This window comes from Proteinivorax hydrogeniformans (genome assembly GCF_040515995.1).
GTDB lineage: Bacteria > Bacillota > Proteinivoracia > Proteinivoracales > Proteinivoracaceae > Proteinivorax > Proteinivorax hydrogeniformans.
This window is the reverse complement of sequence record NZ_CP159485.1, coordinates 82,284-101,941: the sequence shown is the minus strand read 5'-3', so window position 1 is coordinate 101,941 and position 19,658 is coordinate 82,284. Positions and strand designations below refer to the sequence as shown.

Sequence of the window (19,658 nt, the reverse complement as noted above, 5' to 3'; positions counted from 1 at the left end):
TATATTGGATAAAAATTCACAACTTTTATTTCTGCCAAATTAGCTTTCCTTTTTTAAACACACTGTGCGTATGGTTAATCCCAAATCTGTAAGGGATATAATCTACATTAGGACAGTCGAACACCACAACATCGCCTTGTTTCCCTTCCTCAATGCTACCAACCTTCTCACCCATCCCTACGCTATGAGCGGCGTTGATAGTAAAGGCAGCTAGGGCCTGAGAAGGTGTTAGTTTTAAGTTTAAACAAGCTAAAGTCATAACAAGCTGTGGATTTTCTGTCGGACAGCTGCCAGGGTTAAAATCAGTGGCTAATGCTATAGGCACTTGCTTTTCTATCATGCTTTGGGCTGGAGCATACTTATCGGACATTAGATTAAAACTAGTTCCGGGTAAAAGTACTGCCACCACTTCTTTTTCTGCCATCATATTCATACCTTCATCATCTACACATAATAGATGATCTGCACTATCTGCCCCTAGTTTTGCAGCTAGCTGTGCACCTCCTGTTGCCACTATTTCATCTGCGTGAAGCTTAACTTTATAGCCGAGCTTTTTAGCTTCTAGTAAAATTCTCTCTGATTGATCTGGTGTGAATACACCCTCCTCACAGAAAACATCACAGTAAGTAGCGTATTCCTTGGCCTTCGGTAACATTTCTATAACTTTCTGTACAAATTCCTCAGGATCTTCTTTAAACTCAGTGGGTATTGCATGGGCACCTAAAAAGGTAGAAACCACATCTATATTAGTTTCTTGTTCCAATCTTTTATTGGTCTTAAGTTGTTTAAGCTCTGTTTCCCAATCCAGACCATATCCACTCTTGCTTTCAACAGTAGTTACTCCAAAGCTTATCATTCTACTTAAGTTTTCGAGAGATTGATTAAAAATCTCCCCTTCGCTAGCTATTCTATTTTGCCTTACAGTTTCTAAGATTCCTCCGCCATTTTTTAATATTTCTATATAAGGCATGCCTTCAATTCTCCAGGTGTATTCCTTTTCTCTGCTTCCAAAGTGAGCTAAATGGGTGTGTGGGTCTATTAAACCTGGTGTTACTAAACGTCCCTTAACATCAAAAACTTTAGCTCCGTTAGGTATCTCAATATCTTTAGTTGGCCCAACCTCTTCTATAACCCCGTCGCTAATTACTATAGCGCCATCTTCAATAAGGCCAAGCTTTCCGAACTCTTCCCCTTTTTGTGGACCATGGCTGAAACCAGCCATGGTCACTATATTACCATTTTTGATTACTATTTTTTCCATTTAAATCACCCTAGTCCTGGTAAAGCCTGTTTTCTAAAATTTGATCATGCTTAAACTCTTCAATGCCCATATAGTACTCTAAAGAATCTATCAGCGCTTCTTGAGGTACTAGCCCAATTACCTCTGTACCCACAACAGAAACCCCATACCTTTTAGCTTCTGCTCTGATTAGTTCAACTGCCCTGTACAGTGGGGTTTTTTTGAAGTTTACCATGTTCATAGAAACTTGAACTATATTTCTTTCTTTTAGCTCTACTCCCATAGCTTTGACACTGTGTAAGCCTCCACCACCAAGTCGAACATTTTTGGCTATTTTCTTAGCTATAGAGAGATCATTTGTGTTTAGGTTAACGTTAAATGCTATCAGGGGCATTCTCGCGCTAACCGCTGTGGCCCCTGACTTTAGATTTGGTTTTTGTGGACCAAAATCAGGTTGCCACTTCGATTGTTGCATTTTTTCCTCTAAACCTTCATACTCACCTTTTCTAACTTTAGCAAGGTTTTTTCTGTGACTGGCACTTGCGGCATTTTCATAAAGGAAAACTGGTATATCTAGCTCATTTCCAATTTTCTTTCCTAGAGATTCTGCTATTTGAACACACTCTTCCATGGTGACATTTTTAATGGGAATAAACGGTATAACATCGGTAGCTCCCATCCTTGGGTGTTCGCCGCTATGCTTTGTCATGTCAATTAGTTCACTAGCTTTTTTGGCTCCATTAAAGGCTCCTTCTAAAACTGAGTCCTTGCTACCTACAAAAGTGACTACCGAGCGATTATGATCAGCGTCTAAAGAATAATCTAAGACCTTTACACCCTCTACTGAACTTATAGCCGTCACAATTTCTTTTATGATACTTTCATCCTTACCTTCACTAAAATTAGGTACACACTGAATGATTGACATATTTGAAAACCTCCCTAAATTTATTTTTTTAACATAGGTATTTTAACCCCATGTTTTTCAGCATGGTCTATAGCTTTTTTATACCCTGCATCTGCATGTCTAACCACACCCATGCCAGGGTCAGTTGTCAGTACTGTCTCTAACCTCTTTTTAGCCTCATCCGTTCCGTCCGCTACAACAACCATGCCTGCATGCATGGAGTAGCCGATTCCAACTCCCCCACCATGGTGGACAGATACCCAGCTGGCACCTGAAACACTATTAATTAAAGCGTTTAATATAGGCCAGTCTGCTATAGCGTCACTGCCATCTTTCATGCCTTCTGTTTCTCTGTTTGGAGATGCAACGGATCCACAGTCTAGGTGGTCTCTTCCAATGACTATGGGGCCTTTAACCTTCCCTTCCCTTACAAGCTCATTAAATGCCAACCCTAGCTTAGCTCTTTCTCCATATCCTAGCCAGCAGATTCTAGAAGGTAGCCCTTGAAACTCTACCATTTCTGAGGCCATCTCTATCCAACGTATAAGCCTTTCTTGCTCTGGGAACATTTCTTTTACTAATTCATCTGTTTTCTCTATATCTTTTGGATCGCCAGATAAAGCCACCCATCTAAATGGACCTCTTCCTTCGCAGAACTGTGGTCTGATGTATGCCGGTACAAATCCTGGGAAATCGAAGGCATTTTTTACGCCATATTCTTGGGCAAATTGTCTTATGTTATTGCCATAGTCAAATACAACTGCCCCTTTTTCTTGCATTTTTAACATAGCTTTTACATGCTCAGCCATACTGGTCTTTGAAAGATGGATATATTTTTCCGGATCATTTTGTCTTAGCTCTTCAGCTTGTTTTAAAGGCATCCCCGCAGGAACATAACCGCCTAATGGGTCATGTGCAGAAGTTTGATCAGTTACTATGTCGGGGGTGATTCCTTTTTCTATTATTTTCGGATAAAGCTCTGCTGCATTACCAACTAAACCTATGGAAAGCGGTTCACCTTTTTCGGCATATTCTTTTGCCCAGCTTAAACACTCTTCTAAGTCATGAGTTATTCGATCACAATAACGGTTGGAAACTCTCCTTTTAATTCTTTCTTCATCAACATCCACTGCTATAGCCACACCATTATTCATCGTAACTGCTAATGGTTGGGCTCCTCCCATTCCACCGACTCCTGCGGTTAAAACAATTTTGCCCGTTAAGTCGTTACCGAAGTGCTGTTTAGCCGCTTCTGCGAAAGTTTCATAAGTTCCTTGTAAGATTCCTTGGGTACCAATATAGATCCAGCTACCTGCTGTCATCTGCCCATACATAGTAAGTCCTTTTTTCTCTAAATCCCAAAAGTTTTCCCAATCAGCCCATGCTGGAACTAGCAGTGAGTTTGCAAGCAAAACTCGAGGAGCGAAGGTATGGGTTTTAAATACTGCTACCGGCTTGCCTGACTGTACAAGCATTGTTTCATCATCTTCTAATTCCTTTAATGTAGAAACTAGGGCATCAAATGACTCTAGATTTCTCGCTGCTTTTCCTGTTCCCCCATAAACTATCAGTTCTTCTGGCTTTTCTGCCACCTCTGAATCTAGATTGTTAAGCAGCATTCTGAGCACCGCTTCTTGCTGCCATCCTTTACAACTTAGCTTTTGTCCTCTAGGAGCTTTAAATTCCATGTCAATTCCCCCTTATTTTAAGTTTATATTTTTTTCTACCCGCCTTAAGATCCTTTCCTTTAGCAGGTTTGATACCTTATTCATGTCTTTATGAAGTTCTCTATCTTCTTCTAACATTGGAACTTCACTTCTAACAAGGTCATAAACTTCTCTTGTAACTTTACTCATTTTTTCTATGTCCCTAAAATCTAAAGCTTGGACTGCAGACATAAGCTCGATTGCCAAAACATTGTATGTGTTCTCTACCACCTGAAGAGCTTTGCGAGCTGCAGTTGTCCCCATACTTACGTGATCTTCTTGATTTGCAGAAGAAGGTATGGAATCCACTGATGCAGGGTGACAAAGCACCTTGTTTTCAGAAACTAAACTCGCTGCAGTATACTGTGGTATCATAAACCCAGAATTTAACCCCCCACGTTTTGTTAAAAATGCAGGTAGTCCACTAAGCTGGGGATTAACAAGCCTTTCTATTCTTCTTTCAGATATGTTAGCAAGCTCCGAGGCGGCGATAGCTAAAGTATCCATAGCAATAGCCATAGGCTGGCCATGAAAGTTTCCCCCAGAGATAACTTGATTTTCTTTACAAAAAATCAGTGGGTTATCAGTAACAGCGTTAACCTCGTTTGACACCACACTTTCAACATACCTTATCGCCTCTCTACTACCACCATGCACCTGGGCTATGCACCTTAACGTATATGGATCCTGTACTCTTAACTCCCCTTGCCTCGTTACTAAGTTACTGTCTTTTAAAATATTCCTAATGTTTTTTGCACTTTCCTTTTGACCTTGATGTTTTCTGATTTTACCTACTTTTTCGTCAAAAGCATCAATAATTCCTCCATAAGCTTCTAAAGTCATAGCTGATATAACATCTGCCAACTTTTTAATTTGGTTTGTGCTATAGGTGGCTAAAACGCCGCAACTAGTCATAGCTTGCGTTCCATTGATAAGAGCTAACCCTTCTTTGGCTCTAAGCTGTATTGGTTTAAGCCCTACCTTATTAAGTGCAACAGCTCCATCTAAAAGCTCGCCATCTAAATACGCTTTGCCTTTTCCTAACAGCACTAGCGCCATATGCGCAAGAGGCACTAAGTCCCCACTTGCACCTAAAGAACCTTGAGATGGAACTTGTGGTATTACCCCTCTGTTAATCATTTCTATTAACAAGGTTAATGTATCTAGGTGAACACCTGAGTATCCTCCTGATAAAGAGTTCGCTCTTAACAGCATCATTGCTTTTACAACTTCTAAACTGAAAGGCTTACCAACCCCACAAGCATGACTTACTATTAAGTTATGCTGTAGCTTCCCTGTATCCTCTTGCTTAATAAAGGTATCGCTAAACTTACCAAATCCTGTAGTTATGCCATATACCACTTTTTCTTCCTTTATTAGTTTCTCTACATACTCCCTACTTTGGATAACTTGCTTTTTACCCTCTTCAGATAACTCAACTGGTCTACTTTCTGAAATCACCTTCATAACATCTTCCACTGTAAGCGACTGTCCGTCTAGTCTGATTTTTCCCAAGATTCTTTCCCCCTTTAGCGTAGTCAAGAACAATGAAAAGGAGGGTAGTATTTCATGAAAATGAAATAACTACCCTCCTTTCTAAGAGAATTATTTATTAACTTACTCTTGTTCTTCATGGTCAGATGGCGTCTCATCTGTAGAGCCGTCCATAAGTTCATTGAACTGATCAACATTTATTGTTTCTTTATCCAATAACGAGTCAGCTAAACTATCTAATCTATCTCTTTTCTCTGTTAGGATATCAACAGCTTCTTGATAACTGCTGTTTACAATATTTTTTATTTCTTTATCAATTGCAGATGCCACTTCCTCACTATAGTCTCTATCCCTGTTTATGTCTCTACCTAAAAACACCTGGTCTTGCTTCTGTCCAAAGGTAAGAGGTCCAAGCTTATCACTCATACCATATTCCATGATAAGTTTTCTAGTTAAGGAAGTTACTCGCTCTATATCATTTTGTGCACCAGTGCTTATTTCTCCTAAAACTATATCTTCGGCTACCCTACCACCTAGTAAGACGGATAGCTTAGCCAAAATTTCAGATCTGGTTAATAAGAATCTATCTTCTTTAGGAAGAGAAAGCGTATACCCTCCCGCTCTTCCTCTTGGTACTATTGTGACTTTATGAACTGGATCCGCATGTTCTAAAAAGTGACTCACTACTGCGTGCCCAGCTTCGTGGTATGCCAATATTTTTCTTTCCTTTTCATTCATAACTCTAGATTTCTTTTCCGGACCAGCTATAACCCTATCAATGGCATTTTCTAGATCATCCATGGATATTGTCTTGCTATCTCTTCTAGCGGCCAATAATGCGCCCTCGTTAACTAAGTTCTCTAGATCAGCACCGGTAAACCCTGGTGTACGCCTAGCTAGTACTTCAAGCTTAACATCGTCATCTAGAGGTTTTCCATCAGAGTGAACGTTTAGGATTTGCTCTCTGCCTTTAACATCGGGCGAATCAACAGTAACCTGTCTATCAAACCTTCCAGGACGTAGTAAAGCGTTATCTAAAATATCTGGCCTGTTAGTAGCTGCCATTACGATAATTCCCTCGTTTGGACCAAAGCCATCCATCTCAACTAGTAGTTGGTTTAAGGTTTGCTCTCTCTCATCATGACCTCCGCCTAGTCCAGCTCCTCTTTGTCTACCCACAGCATCAATTTCGTCTATAAATATAATGCATGGGGAGTTTTTCTTGGCATTTTCAAACAGGTCTCTAACTCTAGAAGCACCAACACCGACAAACATTTCCACAAAGTCAGAACCACTTATGCTGAAAAACGGCACTCCTGCTTCTCCAGCTACTGCTTTTGCTAGCAAAGTTTTACCAGTGCCTGGAGGCCCAAATAATAGAACTCCTTTGGGTATCCTAGCTCCTAATTCGTTAAACTTTTTCGGTTCCTTTAAAAAGTGTACAACCTCTTCTAAATCTTCTTTTGCTTCCTCTACCCCAGCAACATCTTTAAAGGTCACATCTTTATCGGAGGAGTCGTGAAGCTTTGCTTTACTTTTACCAAAGTTCATGACTCTGCTCCCGCCACCTTGGGACTGTTGCATAAAAAAGAAAAATATAACCATTAGCAGGACAAAAGGCAGCACCCAAGTTAGCATTTGTAGTATTAAGCTAGGACCCTCGGGCTCAGTTACGTTTATATCAACTTCCAAAGCTATCAGGGCATCTACAACTTCATCTAACTTACCTTCTGTCGGTACTAGTGTAACAAACTCACCTTCTTCTGCTCTAGCTCCCGTAATTCTTCTTTCTTGTATGGTGACTGTGTCACCAATTTGTTCATTTTCTATCAATGTAAGAAATTCTTTATAACTTATTTCATCTGGCACTTCACCTAATGGCAAACCACCCCTAAAGAGCGCTATACCAATTAGAAAAATTAAAACCCAAATCGTTACCTTCCTGTGATTCATTTGTTTCCTCCTCTCAAGAGATTAAATCCTTCCTTTTAATGATATTTAGGAGGATTGCATGTTTTCAACATATTCTTGTTTTGGTATAAAAATGTATGGAACATTACGAAACATTTGCATAAAATCCAATCCATAGCCTACCACAAAGTGGTTTTCTATGGAAAACCCGCAGTAGTCGGGTTTTAGATCTACAGTTCTTCTTTCTGGCTTATCTAAAAGGGTACAAACTTTCAGCGAGGCTGGTTTTCTAGTTTTTAAATTACCCAGCAGATATTTTAAGGTTAAACCGCTATCTATTATATCTTCTACTATTAACACATGTTTTCCTTCTATAGAGGTATCTAAATCCTTTAAAATTTGAACAACACCTGAAGTAGTAGTGGAATCTCCATAGGACGATACCGCAATAAAGTCCATTTTTAAAGGAATATCTATTTTCTTAGAAAGGTCACTCATAAACAAAATACCTCCCTTAAGAACACAAACTAGCAATAGATCTTTATCCTTATAATCTTCGGCAATCTGTTTACCCAATTCTGACACTTTTTCAGCGAGATCTTTTTCTGAAAACAGTACTTTATCAACTACACCATCTACCATTATTATTGTTCCTCCATTCCTTTGATATATATATTTAATTTGTTTTTACAGTTACTATCTGATTTGAATCTACCGTTAGTTCTTTTCCCAAGTATAGCCAATATATTGTCATCAGCATCTACTAGTATCGGTATTAAATCTCTTAAAATTTTAGGGATTTTTTCGTCTATCATGAAATCTTTAACTTTTTTCTTTCCACCTTGCTTATTTAAGTAAAAGTAATCTCCCTTTTTACGTGTTCTTATAAACAAAGGCGCTTTTACTAAACTCCCATCTAGTTGATGCTCAGGCTTACCCTTAAAAGTTTTGCTTATTTCAACTTTTTTATTAAATAAAGGAAGCACTGCCTCGCCCAGATTCTCTTCTACTTTTATAATGCCCATGCTCTGAGGAAGTTTTTCATCTTTGATTAATGATATGTAGTTATCCCACCTTATAGCGGTCACCTTGTTGGGAAGCTGTAGTGAAGTGGCTCTATCGTAGCTTATGAGGTTTGCCAATTCATTAAGATGACTAAAACTGTAATCTTGTATTTGACCTAACAGTCTTTCTAATGCGGACACTAGCACCCAACTCCATAGTGCCTTATCATTACCTCTTATCACGCTGACATCGAGGTTTATCGGGAAAAAATCATGCTTAACATGTGCCTTATATATAATTTCTTCCGCCTTTTTTTTAAAATAAGCTCCTTCAAGCTGCCATTGTCTACTATTTTCCGTAACCACATTTTTTACGTGTGGACCGACTTGCTTTTCTATAAAAGGAATAATTTCTAGCCTAAATTTATTTCTTTTATATTTGGTGGACTTGTTACTTTCATCTTCTCTAAAAGATATAGAATGTTTTCTTAAATAGCTAAGAATTTCTCGTTTTGTAAAATCAAGTAAAGGCCTAATTAGCTTTATTTGACCATAATTATTCACCGGCCTAATACCTCCTAGACCCCAGAGGCTAGACCCCCTAAAAAAGTTCATCATTATGGTTTCTAATTGGTCATCTTTGTGCTGCCCTAAAAATACAGTATCACTGCCGTTTTGAGCACATACATCTTTTAAAAATTCAAAACGCTCCTGGCGAGCACTCTGCTGTATTGAACCTTTTTGGCAAACGAATCTTTTTTCAATAGTATAAGGCAAATCTAAGCTTTGCGCAACATCTTTTACAAAAAGACTGTCTTTAACAGCCTCTTCTCTCAGACTGTGATCTAGGTGGGCTATATGTAATTTTAGGTTGTGCTTATCTTTTAATTCATTTAAAAGATAAAGAAGCGCTATGGAGTCCGGCCCACCAGATACTGCTACCACAACCTTTTTTCTTGAGATGTTATTATTATCTAAAAATCTATCTATAACCTGTAACATTCTCTTGCTCCTTTATGCGACTTAACCTATATTATATAAGAAAAAGAGACTTTAATAAAGAATAATTTTATAGTTTCCCTATTTTTCATATATTCATGAGAATAATTTTTATCGCAGGTTAGCTAGTTGTAAGACCCCACCTAAGCAATTCGAGTATAATCCAAGAGTTGTTAGCGAGGGAAAAAAACTCACTGATAAAGTTACACTTTATTTAACTAGAATTTCCCCGCTATAAACATCTGGTATTTGCCTATAAATATCGATTATACCCGCAGAACCAAAATCGACCTTTTTAATGCCTTTTGGAATGTGTTCAAACTTAGTGAATGGCATAGCTATCTTAAGAGGGTCTTTTGCGCTCCCTCTATACGCTACACTCCACATATTACGAGGGTATACTTGGTGATTTAAATGTATCTTACCAAGTAGTAAGTTCAACTTACTAGAGTATCTTCCGTCAAATCTTTCACCATATAGCAACAGTAAGTTTTTATTTTGACCCCACCTAGTTGTTTCTTTGCCAATATATATAGTTGACATTGTTTCTAAGCTTACGCACTGCATTAGCAAATCTTTGTTAAACCGTGTTAACCTATCTACCATCGCTTTACTTACTTTTTGGGAAATCACCAAAACTCTTTTGTTAAACACAAACATCCCCCCCTAGGAATACCTTCTTAATTACTTTATTATTCCTAAGGGGAGGATGTTTATGCTATAAAGTTATGTTTTAAACAACCCAACGACCCATAAAAGTTTTTTGGTCATTGTTTTTGATCTTTATCACAGCTACCGACATATCATCTGGATCTGCCCCATTAAGCTTACTTTTGCTCTTGTTTAAAATTAGTTCCGCTAAACGGTTGGAATTTATATTTGGGTTTACATTTTTCAGTAGTCTTCTTAGCCACCTATCTTCTCCTTCTTTGGCTAAGCCCGTTAGTAATCCATCACTTATCATTACCAAAAAATCACCTTCTCTTAAGTAGGTGGCAGATGTACTAGCTTCCACCTCTTCCACTACTCCAATAGGCAAGTCTCCTCCTTCAATTGTGTCAACTTTGTCTTCACGTTTTATATATGACGAGACCGCACCATTTTTATACATTTCTGTCTTACCGGTATAAAGGTCCACAACCGCTATATCTAGCGTGCCAAACCTTTCGTTTTCTCCCCGTAACGCTAAGATGGAGTTTACTGATTTTATAGCTTTCTCAGGCTCAAAGCCTATGAGCATAAGCCTTTTAATTAATCCGATAATTCTTTTGCTCTCTTTTTGAGCTTCATCTCCCTTGCCCATGCCATCGCTAAGGATCAACACATGCTTTCCGTTACTTAAGGAGAAATCTAAAAACGAGTCTCCACACTTTTCCTTTGTCTTATTGCTTTTTTGATTTAACGATACCGACATCGTGTACTTTTTTTGTGGCATATAGGAGATCTTACATTTAGAATTTCCTTGTTGTACACACTGGTTCTTTGCCAAAGTCATCGGCACGCTAAAGTTTTTTTGAACCGTGTCTAAAATACAGCTTTGGCATTTCATTTCGCCGCCGCTACAACCATTAAAGCTAACGTGCACTTCCGGCCTGTTAATTTCTGAACCTGTTATTTTAATTTCATCACATAAAACATCCACATCTTCAAGCTGATCATACAATCCTTCTTCTATCTGACTTCTTGGCCCAACATCTAAGTTTATGTCCAACGCTAATTGCTCCATAACCTTCGCTATTCCGTCTAGCTGATTAGCCACCATACCACGACTCTCATTAAACTTAGATTTCCATTTATAATTTATTTCAAAAAGCTTGTAAATGTTAACTGATGCTTCTATAAGTCTACCTTTATTTTTGCAATAAGTTAAGATGTCAGATTTGCAATTGTTAATCTCTTCGATACCACCTTCAGTTGCTTCTATTAGTGAAAAAAACTCCCTATATGTTCTATTAAACTTGTCTTCCCAGCAGCGACTATATCTACTGCAGCCTTTACAAACTCTTTCGCAGATTCCTTCCATAATTTCTGCTATTTCTTCTTGGTTATCTTTATACGTTGCTGCGGCAGGACTTGAAAAACCTACCGAAAGCTCCTTAAAGACAGAAGAGAATTGGTATATCTTCCTGATTGCTGCAGTTTTAATTTGCTGCTGCTCTTGCTTTTTTGTTTCTTTTTTGTCTGGATAAACTTTACCTAACAGATTAACTGGGGTAACTGCAAAAAGAGCTATTGCTAGTAAACCCTCGCCCATAATAAAGTTTAAATCAAAAAACTCAATAGTGTAAATCATCATGGTAAAGGTTCCACATATAAACCCAAAAACGATCCCGAACTTTTTCCATTGAGTTAAAAGACCACTAGTTAAACCGACAAACCCATAGTATGCTATATAGTAAATTACATAGGGGTTGCTAAAGTTAGATATTAACCCTAGCACCAATCCTAACGATGCTACTTTATAAAGATCAACCTTTAGCGCTGCTAGCAAAAGCAAATATTTTGTCACTATATTTAAAACACTTAGGCTTCCAAACAAATAAACATCAGCTAAAGAACTTAAAGCGATAGACCCTAGAATCACTGCACATACTTTCTGCTCTATCGAAAGGTTGCATAAACTGTCTTGTGTAAATGCCTCTATTCCTTGCTTAAAAATATAAGCTGCTGCCAGCCCCATTGAAATCTGCAGACCAAGAACCATTAAGTCAAATGACAAAATCTGTGAGCTAAATAAAGTGGGTGAGAAACAAAATGCTATTAGAGGCGGAAGTGCGGCATATTTAACGTAGCTTTTATCCGGAAACTTCCTTCTTAAAAACCATATTATAAGCCCTGATGCAGCAGTTAGAAACACTGCAGTACTTTGTGATGCTATTTCAGAAAGTAGCACCAGCAAAAAAACGGTAGGGTAATTAACAATAGGTATCACTGCAAGAAATGGTAGCACAAAGGGCGCAACTCCTTGAAGTATAAATACTTGAGCTAAAAGAACAGCTGTTATATTAAACAAAAGAAATTCTTTCTTAAAAAACCTTTTTAAAAAAGTTCTATAACTTTTTTGATCTGACTCTTTTACTTCTGCCCATCGGTAAGTCTCCTTGTTAATCATATTAACACTCCTTCACAAGTAATTGGTATCAACTATTATAAATCAAAGAACCTGCAAAGGTTGTCATAACGTGGAGCCCCCCAAAAAAACTTATCGACATTTACCGTACTGATTTTTACTACAAACATATTTTTTGACAAAATAGTGTTTTAAACTATGTCAAAAGAGGATGTTTTTTGTTTTTCTAATTTAACAAAAAAAACACACCAATTGGTGTGTTAGTTTTTAAATGGTGGGCGAAACAGGGCTCGAACCTGTGACCCCCTGCTTGTAAGGCAGGTGCTCTCCCAACTGAGCTATTCGCCCGAAAAATGGTGACCCCTAGGGGACTCGAACCCCTGTTACCGCCGTGAAAGGGCGGTGTCTTAACCGCTTGACCAAGGGGCCATGTTGGTTGCGGGGGCAGGATTTGAACCTACGACCTCCGGGTTATGAGCCCGACGAGCTGCCTGACTGCTCCACCCCGCGACGACAATATTTATTATAATACAATCTTCTTTGTGTGTCAATAGCTTTTAAAAATTTTATGGTGGGCGAAACAGGGCTCGAACCTGTGACCCCCTGCTTGTAAGGCAGGTGCTCTCCCAACTGAGCTATTCGCCCAAAAATTTTTTGGTTGCGGGGGCAGGATTTGAACCTACGACCTCCGGGTTATGAGCCCGACGAGCTGCCTGACTGCTCCACCCCGCGTCAATTTGCTATTTCACTTATAAATCCTTGGCGCAAGTCACCATCTGTCACTAGTAATATATTATACCCTAACTTGCTAGCTGTTGTCAAGAGTATATTTGCTCCGGCAACAATTATCTCAGCACGTTGTCGGTGTAACCCTAGTATTTTCTCGCGCTCTAATATAGTACCACTTTCTAATTTTGTTGTCAATTCTTTTAGGAAGGAAATCGGCATTTTCGTGTTTACAATTTTTTCTTGCTGTTTCCTGTCATGCTGAACTTTCTGATATACAGCTGCTAAAGCAAAGGCTGTGCCTCCTACAGCCACCAAAGGAAGTCCTTTTCTAGTAACATCGCCACCGATGTTTTTTTTGATCTTTTTAATCTCTTCTGCCAGGTTAGATTTTAATAACGATATTTCTTCTTTTTGGGGCGGATCCGATTTAATAAACTTTTGGGTGTATCTGACTGCTCCTATTTTATAGCTACGTCCAAAAATTTCACCTTTATTATTTTTATAACAAAGTTCTAAGCTGCCTCCACCTAAATCCATCATTACAAAGTCTTCTGTTTTAAGGGCAAGAGCTGCCCCTTTAAAGCTTAGCTTTGCTTCCCTTTGACCTGAAATTACCTGACATGGTATCCCCATATTTCTAACCTCGCTGACAAACTGTTCTCTATTGTCCGCCTCACGAACAGCGCTTGTAGCAAAACTGTAAATTCTTTTAATTCCACGACTTTTACATTGGTCTTTAAACCGCTTTAAAGCTTTAAAAGTTTTTTGCATTTTTGCACGATCTAAAGTGTTTAAAACTTTACTTTGTCCCAGCCTAGTAACGACTCTATCAGTGCTAACATTTATTATCTGGCCATCTTTAACTTCTGCTATTAGCAGCCTTATAGAGTTACTACCTATATCGATTACTGCTATCACTTTTCATCCTCCTAGCGTTGGCACCAAAAAAAGCATCTTTATAATAAAGATGCTTTAAGCTCCTCTGCCACCTCTTTTTGATTCCACACTTCTTTTTAGAATCTGTTGCCTCTCATCACTGTCTTTTAAAAATTTAGATAGCTTATCTTCAAAAGACGGACCGGTAGCCTTTTTAGGTTTAGACCTCGGCTTATCCTTAGGTTTTGGTTTAGGGTTTGCCTGTCTGATAGATAAACCTATTTTTCCTTTTTCATCTACTGATATTACTTTAACTTTCACCTCTTGGTCTACCTTTAAAAAGTTGTTGATATCCTTTACATAAGTGTCCGCTACTTCTGAAATATGGACTAAGCCAGTCTCTCCTTCAGGAAGCTTAACAAAAGCCCCAAAGTTTGTTATACCGGTTACCGTCCCTGTAACAATGTTACCTGCTTCTAATGACATTATACAAAAATTCCTCCCCTAAAATATATATGACTTAATTATACTGAAATAAATCGGGAATGTCAATTTTGTTCAATTATTAGGAAATATATACACCTCTTCATCCTCACCTATGAACCCTAATTTTTTACGTGCTTTCATTTCAATATAGTCGTAGTCATTATATAACTCTACTTTTTGCTGAAGCTTATCGCCTTCCTCTTTAAGCTTATCTATTTCTTGGATATAGTGTGCTTTTTGATCCTTAAGCTTCCACATTGTAACTTGTTGATTCACTAGAGTAAATACGACATATGCTGAAAATAGTATGAAAATCCATTTGCGTATCTTGCCGCCTTTAGTTTTGACCTTTTTAACTTTTGCCATAGCCAAACTCCTATCTTTTATTGTACTTAATATTATTTTCTGTATTATTTTATTTTCTCCTGCTTAATTTCTGAATTATTTTAGTGATAACTGAAGTGGACTTTGACTTCTTATAGGCAAATGAGCATAAAGTTTTTACTGGATAAGTGATAGGCCATAATATGATACTAATTACTTTTGCAATCACTTTGAATATAGAAGCTACTATGTTGTAGATTACTTTTGCTATCTTCCTGATTATTTTCCATATGTAGATTAGGATTTTTTCTATTTTAATCAACACTTTGATAAAAGATTTGCTTATGACCATTATGTGGAAAATAAAGCCAGCAAATATACTCAAAAAAATATATACTCTAAGTTGAGCCCAGTTACTAAGTAACAACACGAAAAAAGCTATCGCTGTTATTATTACCCAAAATATCCCATCACATAAGTAAAGTGGCAGCCCTTTTAGTCCAGTTCTCCCTTTTATGAACCTATAAACGTCGAAAAGAATCCCTAATAAAATGCCAAGGGCTACCATGACCAAAAAAATATAACCTTGCAATGCTAAGCTATCCATTTGTTCACCTCTTAGCGAAACAGTTTATCAAAAACTCCTCTTTTTTTGCTATCGTAGCCTGTCTCTCCAGAATAAGCTATCTCATAAATTATACCTTCTACTGACACTTTGCCAGATTCAATGCTAAGCTGCTTTATGCTTAGCTCTTCACCTCTAATTGCTAAAAGGTTACCCTTTTGAGTTATTAGTACTACCTCCTCTTCATTAAAACTTTCTACATCTTCAATTCCTGTTATTTCAAGCTCTTCTTGATTGATTAGCACAAGCTTATGTTGTTTAATATCTTCTTTTTCGATAATCAAATAATTCCCCTCCTTTTTTCTCTTTATATCAAATATGATTTTGACCACATTTTTATAACCACAAAAATTAGAAGTGTTAGGCTTTCAAAAAAAAAGAATCTCAAGTTTTACGAGTACAAACGATACTCATAAACTTAAGAATCTTAAAGAATCTAGATAAGCTTTGCTAATCCCAAAGCTTCTGAATACTTACATCTTTAAAGTAGTAATCCACTATTTCTTCTGCGTTTTTATCTTCCACTTCTCCTTCGTTTTTTTCGTCATCTCTGGCAAAAATGAAGGCACCCCATTGACACATCCCTACCCCATGACCATATCCTCTACCTGTGAAGGTTACTTCGTTTCCAGCCACTGTAATATCTTCAATTACTGTCGCCCTAAGCTCAGTACTCCCTAGGTTGATCCGAAGTTCTGAAGCATTAACTTCTACATCTCCTACATTTAGTGTAATAGCTCTACCTTCCGATTCTTCAGCTATTTCTACACTTTGAAATTGTCCTGGATCTTCACCGGTTATTTCCTGTACTGCATTTCTTACCTGGGAAGTACTAAAGCTAACCTCGAACTCTCTTTCTTCTTCATCAATTTCTTCATAACACGGGCAGTCCACACGGTGAATATACGGTGGTTCTTCATCGGCATAGTTTAAACCTTCTTTAGCAGTCGCGGTTGTTCCTCCACAGTAGGCATGGAACCACGCTCTAATAAACTGTCCTCCATAGACAGCCACTTCACCTCTTGTTCTTTCAACAGCAGCCTGTACTTGTTCATTTACCGCATCACGGTTATAGGCCTGAAACTCTTGGATGTCTGTCGATGCATGAGCATTCCTTTCTTGTACCCCTCCTTCAGCTTCTATTTTTTGAAGAGTAAAGGTTCGAGCGATTATCGCTTGAGCTGCTAAGGCTTCTTCATCCCAATTAGGCCTCATCTCTGCCGCTACTACCCCTTCTATATATTCCTCCATCTGCATGGTCTCCACACGGTTCTCCTCATGCAAATAAACTTCTAGCGATGGCTCTTGTCCTTCTTCAGCGTCTAAGACTTCTGGCAACACCGCCTGTTCTTCTGGACTGTCTGATTCTGGCACAGGGTCTGCTTCTTCGGGTCTTTGAAGTATTCTACAGCCTACCATAGCAAATACTAAAATAAAAACTGTGACGGCTATAAAAATGGATTTTAATGTTCTTTTCATTTTAAACAAGTCCTCCCTTTTATTTTTATTATTGCTTTTGGGAGGATAAAAAATACTTTTACTGGTTAAATAAAAAAAGTCGGGCTAAAAGCCCGACTTTTTTTATTTAACAGTATCTTTGAATGCTTTACCAGCTTTAAATGCAGGAACCTTAGTTGCTGGAATTTGAATAGTTTCTCCAGTACTTGGGTTTCTACCTTCTCTAGCTGCTCTTTCTCTTGCTTCAAATGTTCCAAAACCGATAAGCTGTACTTTGTCACCTGCGCTAACAGCTTCGATAATAGTTTCAAGCATTGCATTTGCAGCTTTTTCACTATCCTTTTTAGTTAAACCACTTTTTTCAGCTACACCTTGGATTAATTCAGTTTTGTTCACAGAACATTACCTCCTGGTTAAATATAAATTTTCATACTACCTATTCTCGATTATTCCCGTAATTCCTGCAAAAATAAAGGTTTTTTTTAAAAAGTTTACTAAAAAAGGCTATTTTTACGGTATTTTAGTCATTTTCGGTTAAATTATTTACACTTTTTTCCATAATATAGTTTAAGCTATGACCATTTTGTTTGCACAAATATATTAAATAAGTGGCAATTTCTAAGATATCTTCTTCCCTTTCTTGCCTAAAATCTTCCGATATTTTGGATATTTTTTGAGGTGGTGTGTATTTTTCTATGTCGTTTTTACCTCTTTCAGTGTTAAAAAATTTATCTGCTTTTAAAAGAGCGGGTAATCCCTGTAAGTTGTTAAAATCCTTGCTTTCTTTTTTCTTTTGTCTTTTCCATATTGCTTCTACTTCCTGCTCTGATATAGGGCCCTTATGTTGATCTCTAAATATATGTGGATGTCTAAAGATTAGTTTGTCCTTAATTTTTTTTGAACAACTATCAAAGTCGAAGTCATCGTTTTCCTTTGCAATCTGACAGTGAAGTACCACCTGTAATAATAAGTCTCCCAACTCTTCCTCTATTTTATTCATGTCGCCTGATAAAATAGCATCTTTCACTTCATAACTTTCCTCTATAACATAGTTTATTAGGCTTGTATGGGTCTGTTTTTTGTCCCATGGGCAGCCGTTTTCACTGCGCAACAGGTGTATAACGTCAAGAAGTTCGTTTATTTGTGACATAGCTTCCCTCCTTACTTAAGTAAGTTAAGCTTTTTAAGATATGGTATCACTCTTTTTCCTATTAAAGGAACTGATTCTATTTCCTTTTGCGTTATAGCGTTAAATACCAATAGTAACAACCCATAAGCGAGCATACCCACAGTTATAGAAAATAAAGTTTCAGCTGTCACCTGCAATCTCATATGTACCTTACTTATAAACTCAAATAACCCGATTGCCGACACAAGTTGATAGGTTCCCCAAACAACAAGTCCCATAATAACACTTGTGAGAACCGGCTTATAGATATATTCACGCACTGTTAATTTAACCCCTGTAACCTTGTAAACCATATATAGATTTAGGCTAGAGCTAATAAGGTAGCATATAACCGTACCTATTGCTGGACCTCGAATATTTAAGCTTGGTATAGCGGTTAGGGTATAGTTTAAGATTATCTTTAAAAGAGCGCCTATAAATAGGTTTGTAACTGGTATATATGTTTTCCCCATCCCCTGAAGAATTGCACCTGTAGTTTGGTGAAGGGTTAAAAAAATTATGCTAAAGCAGACGATAGATAAGGTTATGGCTACATCTGCGGTGTCAAATAACATTACCCCTATAGGTTCAGCTAGTATGAACAGCCCCAACGCTGATGGAAACCCAAGCAACAAAGTCAACCTTATAGCCAGGCCAGCTCTACTTTTCACGGCGCCTAAGTTTTGGGCTGCGTTAGCTTCAGAAATAGAAGGCACTAAGCTTTTAGCCATGGCAGTTGTAAAAAGGGTGGGGACGTTTACCAAAACCATAGCGGCTCCTGTAAATACCCCATATAAAGCAGCCGCTTCTGACCTGGAAAACCCTGCTGCTACAAGCCTCCTTGGAACTAAGGTTGCATCGGTTAATTGTATTATGGGAAGAACCATGCTAGCTATACTTATAGGGAGGGCGAGCTTAACTATTTGACCTAACACGTCCCTATTTCGGTACTGTATCACTAAGTTTCTAGAAGGAATCTGGGTAAGTTTTCTTCTGTTTCTGTAAACTAAAACTATCATGACACATAAAGCTGCTAGCATGCCCATAACTGCACCAAAAGTAGCGCCAGCAGCACCGTATTCAACCCCCATAGGTACAAAGGCCACAGCTAAAATAAATATCGTAACTACCCTAACTATTTGTTCTACTACTTGAGATAAGGCTGTTGGGACCATATTCTGAGTGCCTTGAAAAAAACCTCTAAAGGCCGACATCAGAACAGCTAGAAAAATAGCCGGTGCGATGCTTTTTAGGGAGTAGACAGCCTTAGGTGTCATTAAGATATTTTCAGCGTAATAGTCGGCACCTAAGAAAAGAATAATTGAAAAAAAAAGTCCTGTAATAATTAAAAGTGTAGTAGCAACCCTTAGTATTTGGGCAGCTCCTCTGGGATCTTTTTGGGTAACCCTTTCGGACACCAGCTTAGAGATAGCTATAGGGATACCTGCAGTTGAAATTGCTATTAAAGAGGAGTAAACAGGATATGCCATTTGGTAGTATCCCATCCCCTCGTCCCCAAGTATCTCAAAAAGCGGTATTCTATAAACGGCCCCCATGAGTCTTGCAAATAAGCCTGCCGAAGCCAAAATCGCAGTTCCTTTTACAAACAATGCATTTTCTTTGTTCAATTCGTCCCTCTCCTAAATAAATCTTTTCCATTA

The 19,658-nt window shown here is 38.1% G+C and carries 18 protein-coding genes and 5 tRNA genes; all 23 read right to left on the bottom strand.

Going from position 1 to position 19,658, the window contains the following annotated elements; genetic code table 11:
• Positions 1-25: 25 nt before the first annotated feature.
• Positions 26-1,261 carry an imidazolonepropionase gene (gene hutI / locus PRVXH_RS00500; protein WP_353893374.1) on the bottom strand — a complete coding sequence of 412 codons (1,236 nt, stop codon included), beginning with the start codon at positions 1,259-1,261 and terminating at the stop codon, positions 26-28.
• Between the two features lie 10 nt (positions 1,262-1,271).
• The gene (gene ftcD, locus PRVXH_RS00495; protein ID WP_353893373.1) at positions 1,272-2,168 is read right to left on the bottom strand and encodes a glutamate formimidoyltransferase; all 897 of its coding nucleotides are present in this window, start codon (positions 2,166-2,168) and stop codon (positions 1,272-1,274) included.
• A gap of 20 nt (positions 2,169-2,188) precedes the next feature.
• Complete coding sequence (hutU, locus tag PRVXH_RS00490; RefSeq protein ID WP_353893372.1) at positions 2,189-3,835, bottom strand: urocanate hydratase; 1,647 nt, start codon at positions 3,833-3,835, stop codon at positions 2,189-2,191.
• A gap of 12 nt (positions 3,836-3,847) precedes the next feature.
• Positions 3,848-5,368 carry a histidine ammonia-lyase gene (gene hutH, locus PRVXH_RS00485; RefSeq protein ID WP_353893371.1) on the bottom strand — a complete coding sequence of 507 codons (1,521 nt, stop codon included), beginning with the start codon at positions 5,366-5,368 and terminating at the stop codon, positions 3,848-3,850.
• Between the two features lie 102 nt (positions 5,369-5,470).
• Positions 5,471-7,300 (bottom strand): ATP-dependent zinc metalloprotease FtsH, encoded by a 1,830-nt coding sequence (gene ftsH / locus PRVXH_RS00480; RefSeq protein WP_353893370.1) that lies wholly within the window; start codon positions 7,298-7,300, stop codon positions 5,471-5,473.
• 45 nt (positions 7,301-7,345) lie between these two features.
• Positions 7,346-7,900, bottom strand: a complete 555-nt coding sequence (gene hpt / locus PRVXH_RS00475; protein WP_353893369.1) for a hypoxanthine phosphoribosyltransferase — start codon at positions 7,898-7,900, stop codon at positions 7,346-7,348.
• 2 nt (positions 7,901-7,902) lie between these two features.
• Positions 7,903-9,264 carry a tRNA lysidine(34) synthetase TilS gene (gene tilS / locus PRVXH_RS00470; RefSeq protein WP_353893368.1) on the bottom strand — a complete coding sequence of 454 codons (1,362 nt, stop codon included), beginning with the start codon at positions 9,262-9,264 and terminating at the stop codon, positions 7,903-7,905.
• Positions 9,265-9,471: 207 nt separating this feature from the next.
• On the bottom strand, positions 9,472-9,915 hold the full coding sequence (locus tag PRVXH_RS00465; protein ID WP_353893367.1) for a hypothetical protein: 444 nt from the start codon (positions 9,913-9,915) through the stop codon (positions 9,472-9,474).
• Positions 9,916-9,994: 79 nt separating this feature from the next.
• A complete protein-coding gene (locus tag PRVXH_RS00460; protein ID WP_353893366.1) occupies positions 9,995-12,373 on the bottom strand; it encodes a SpoIIE family protein phosphatase in 2,379 nt (792 codons plus the stop codon).
• A gap of 230 nt (positions 12,374-12,603) precedes the next feature.
• Positions 12,604-12,679: transfer RNA gene (locus PRVXH_RS00455), tRNA-Val, on the bottom strand.
• A 6-nt stretch (positions 12,680-12,685) separates the two neighbouring features.
• A tRNA-Glu gene (locus PRVXH_RS00450) sits at positions 12,686-12,760 on the bottom strand.
• A gap of 4 nt (positions 12,761-12,764) precedes the next feature.
• A tRNA-Met gene (locus tag PRVXH_RS00445) sits at positions 12,765-12,841 on the bottom strand.
• Between the two features lie 59 nt (positions 12,842-12,900).
• Positions 12,901-12,976, bottom strand: a tRNA-Val gene (locus tag PRVXH_RS00440).
• 10 nt (positions 12,977-12,986) lie between these two features.
• Positions 12,987-13,063: transfer RNA gene (locus tag PRVXH_RS00435), tRNA-Met, on the bottom strand.
• A complete protein-coding gene (locus tag PRVXH_RS00430; protein WP_353893365.1) occupies positions 13,064-13,978 on the bottom strand; it encodes a hypothetical protein in 915 nt (304 codons plus the stop codon). It abuts the tRNA gene before it with no gap.
• Between the two features lie 54 nt (positions 13,979-14,032).
• On the bottom strand, positions 14,033-14,422 hold the full coding sequence (locus PRVXH_RS00425; protein ID WP_353893364.1) for a S1 domain-containing RNA-binding protein: 390 nt from the start codon (positions 14,420-14,422) through the stop codon (positions 14,033-14,035).
• A gap of 72 nt (positions 14,423-14,494) precedes the next feature.
• Complete coding sequence (locus PRVXH_RS00420; RefSeq protein ID WP_353893363.1) at positions 14,495-14,788, bottom strand: septum formation initiator family protein; 294 nt, start codon at positions 14,786-14,788, stop codon at positions 14,495-14,497.
• A gap of 49 nt (positions 14,789-14,837) precedes the next feature.
• Positions 14,838-15,353, bottom strand: coding sequence for a spore cortex biosynthesis protein YabQ (gene yabQ, locus PRVXH_RS00415; RefSeq protein ID WP_353893362.1), 516 nt, complete (start codon positions 15,351-15,353; stop codon positions 14,838-14,840).
• Positions 15,354-15,364: 11 nt separating this feature from the next.
• A complete protein-coding gene (gene yabP / locus PRVXH_RS00410; protein WP_353893361.1) occupies positions 15,365-15,655 on the bottom strand; it encodes a sporulation protein YabP in 291 nt (96 codons plus the stop codon).
• A 166-nt stretch (positions 15,656-15,821) separates the two neighbouring features.
• The gene (locus PRVXH_RS00405) at positions 15,822-16,850 is read right to left on the bottom strand and encodes a SpoIID/LytB domain-containing protein (RefSeq protein WP_353893360.1); all 1,029 of its coding nucleotides are present in this window, start codon (positions 16,848-16,850) and stop codon (positions 15,822-15,824) included.
• A 102-nt stretch (positions 16,851-16,952) separates the two neighbouring features.
• Positions 16,953-17,225 carry an HU family DNA-binding protein gene (locus tag PRVXH_RS00400; RefSeq protein WP_353893359.1) on the bottom strand — a complete coding sequence of 91 codons (273 nt, stop codon included), beginning with the start codon at positions 17,223-17,225 and terminating at the stop codon, positions 16,953-16,955.
• A gap of 124 nt (positions 17,226-17,349) precedes the next feature.
• A complete protein-coding gene (locus PRVXH_RS00395) occupies positions 17,350-17,979 on the bottom strand; it encodes a MazG nucleotide pyrophosphohydrolase domain-containing protein (protein WP_353893358.1) in 630 nt (209 codons plus the stop codon).
• Between the two features lie 11 nt (positions 17,980-17,990).
• Entirely contained in the window at positions 17,991-19,625 is a 1,635-nt protein-coding gene (locus tag PRVXH_RS00390; protein ID WP_353893357.1) for a polysaccharide biosynthesis protein, read from the bottom strand.
• Positions 19,626-19,658: the final 33 nt, after the last annotated feature.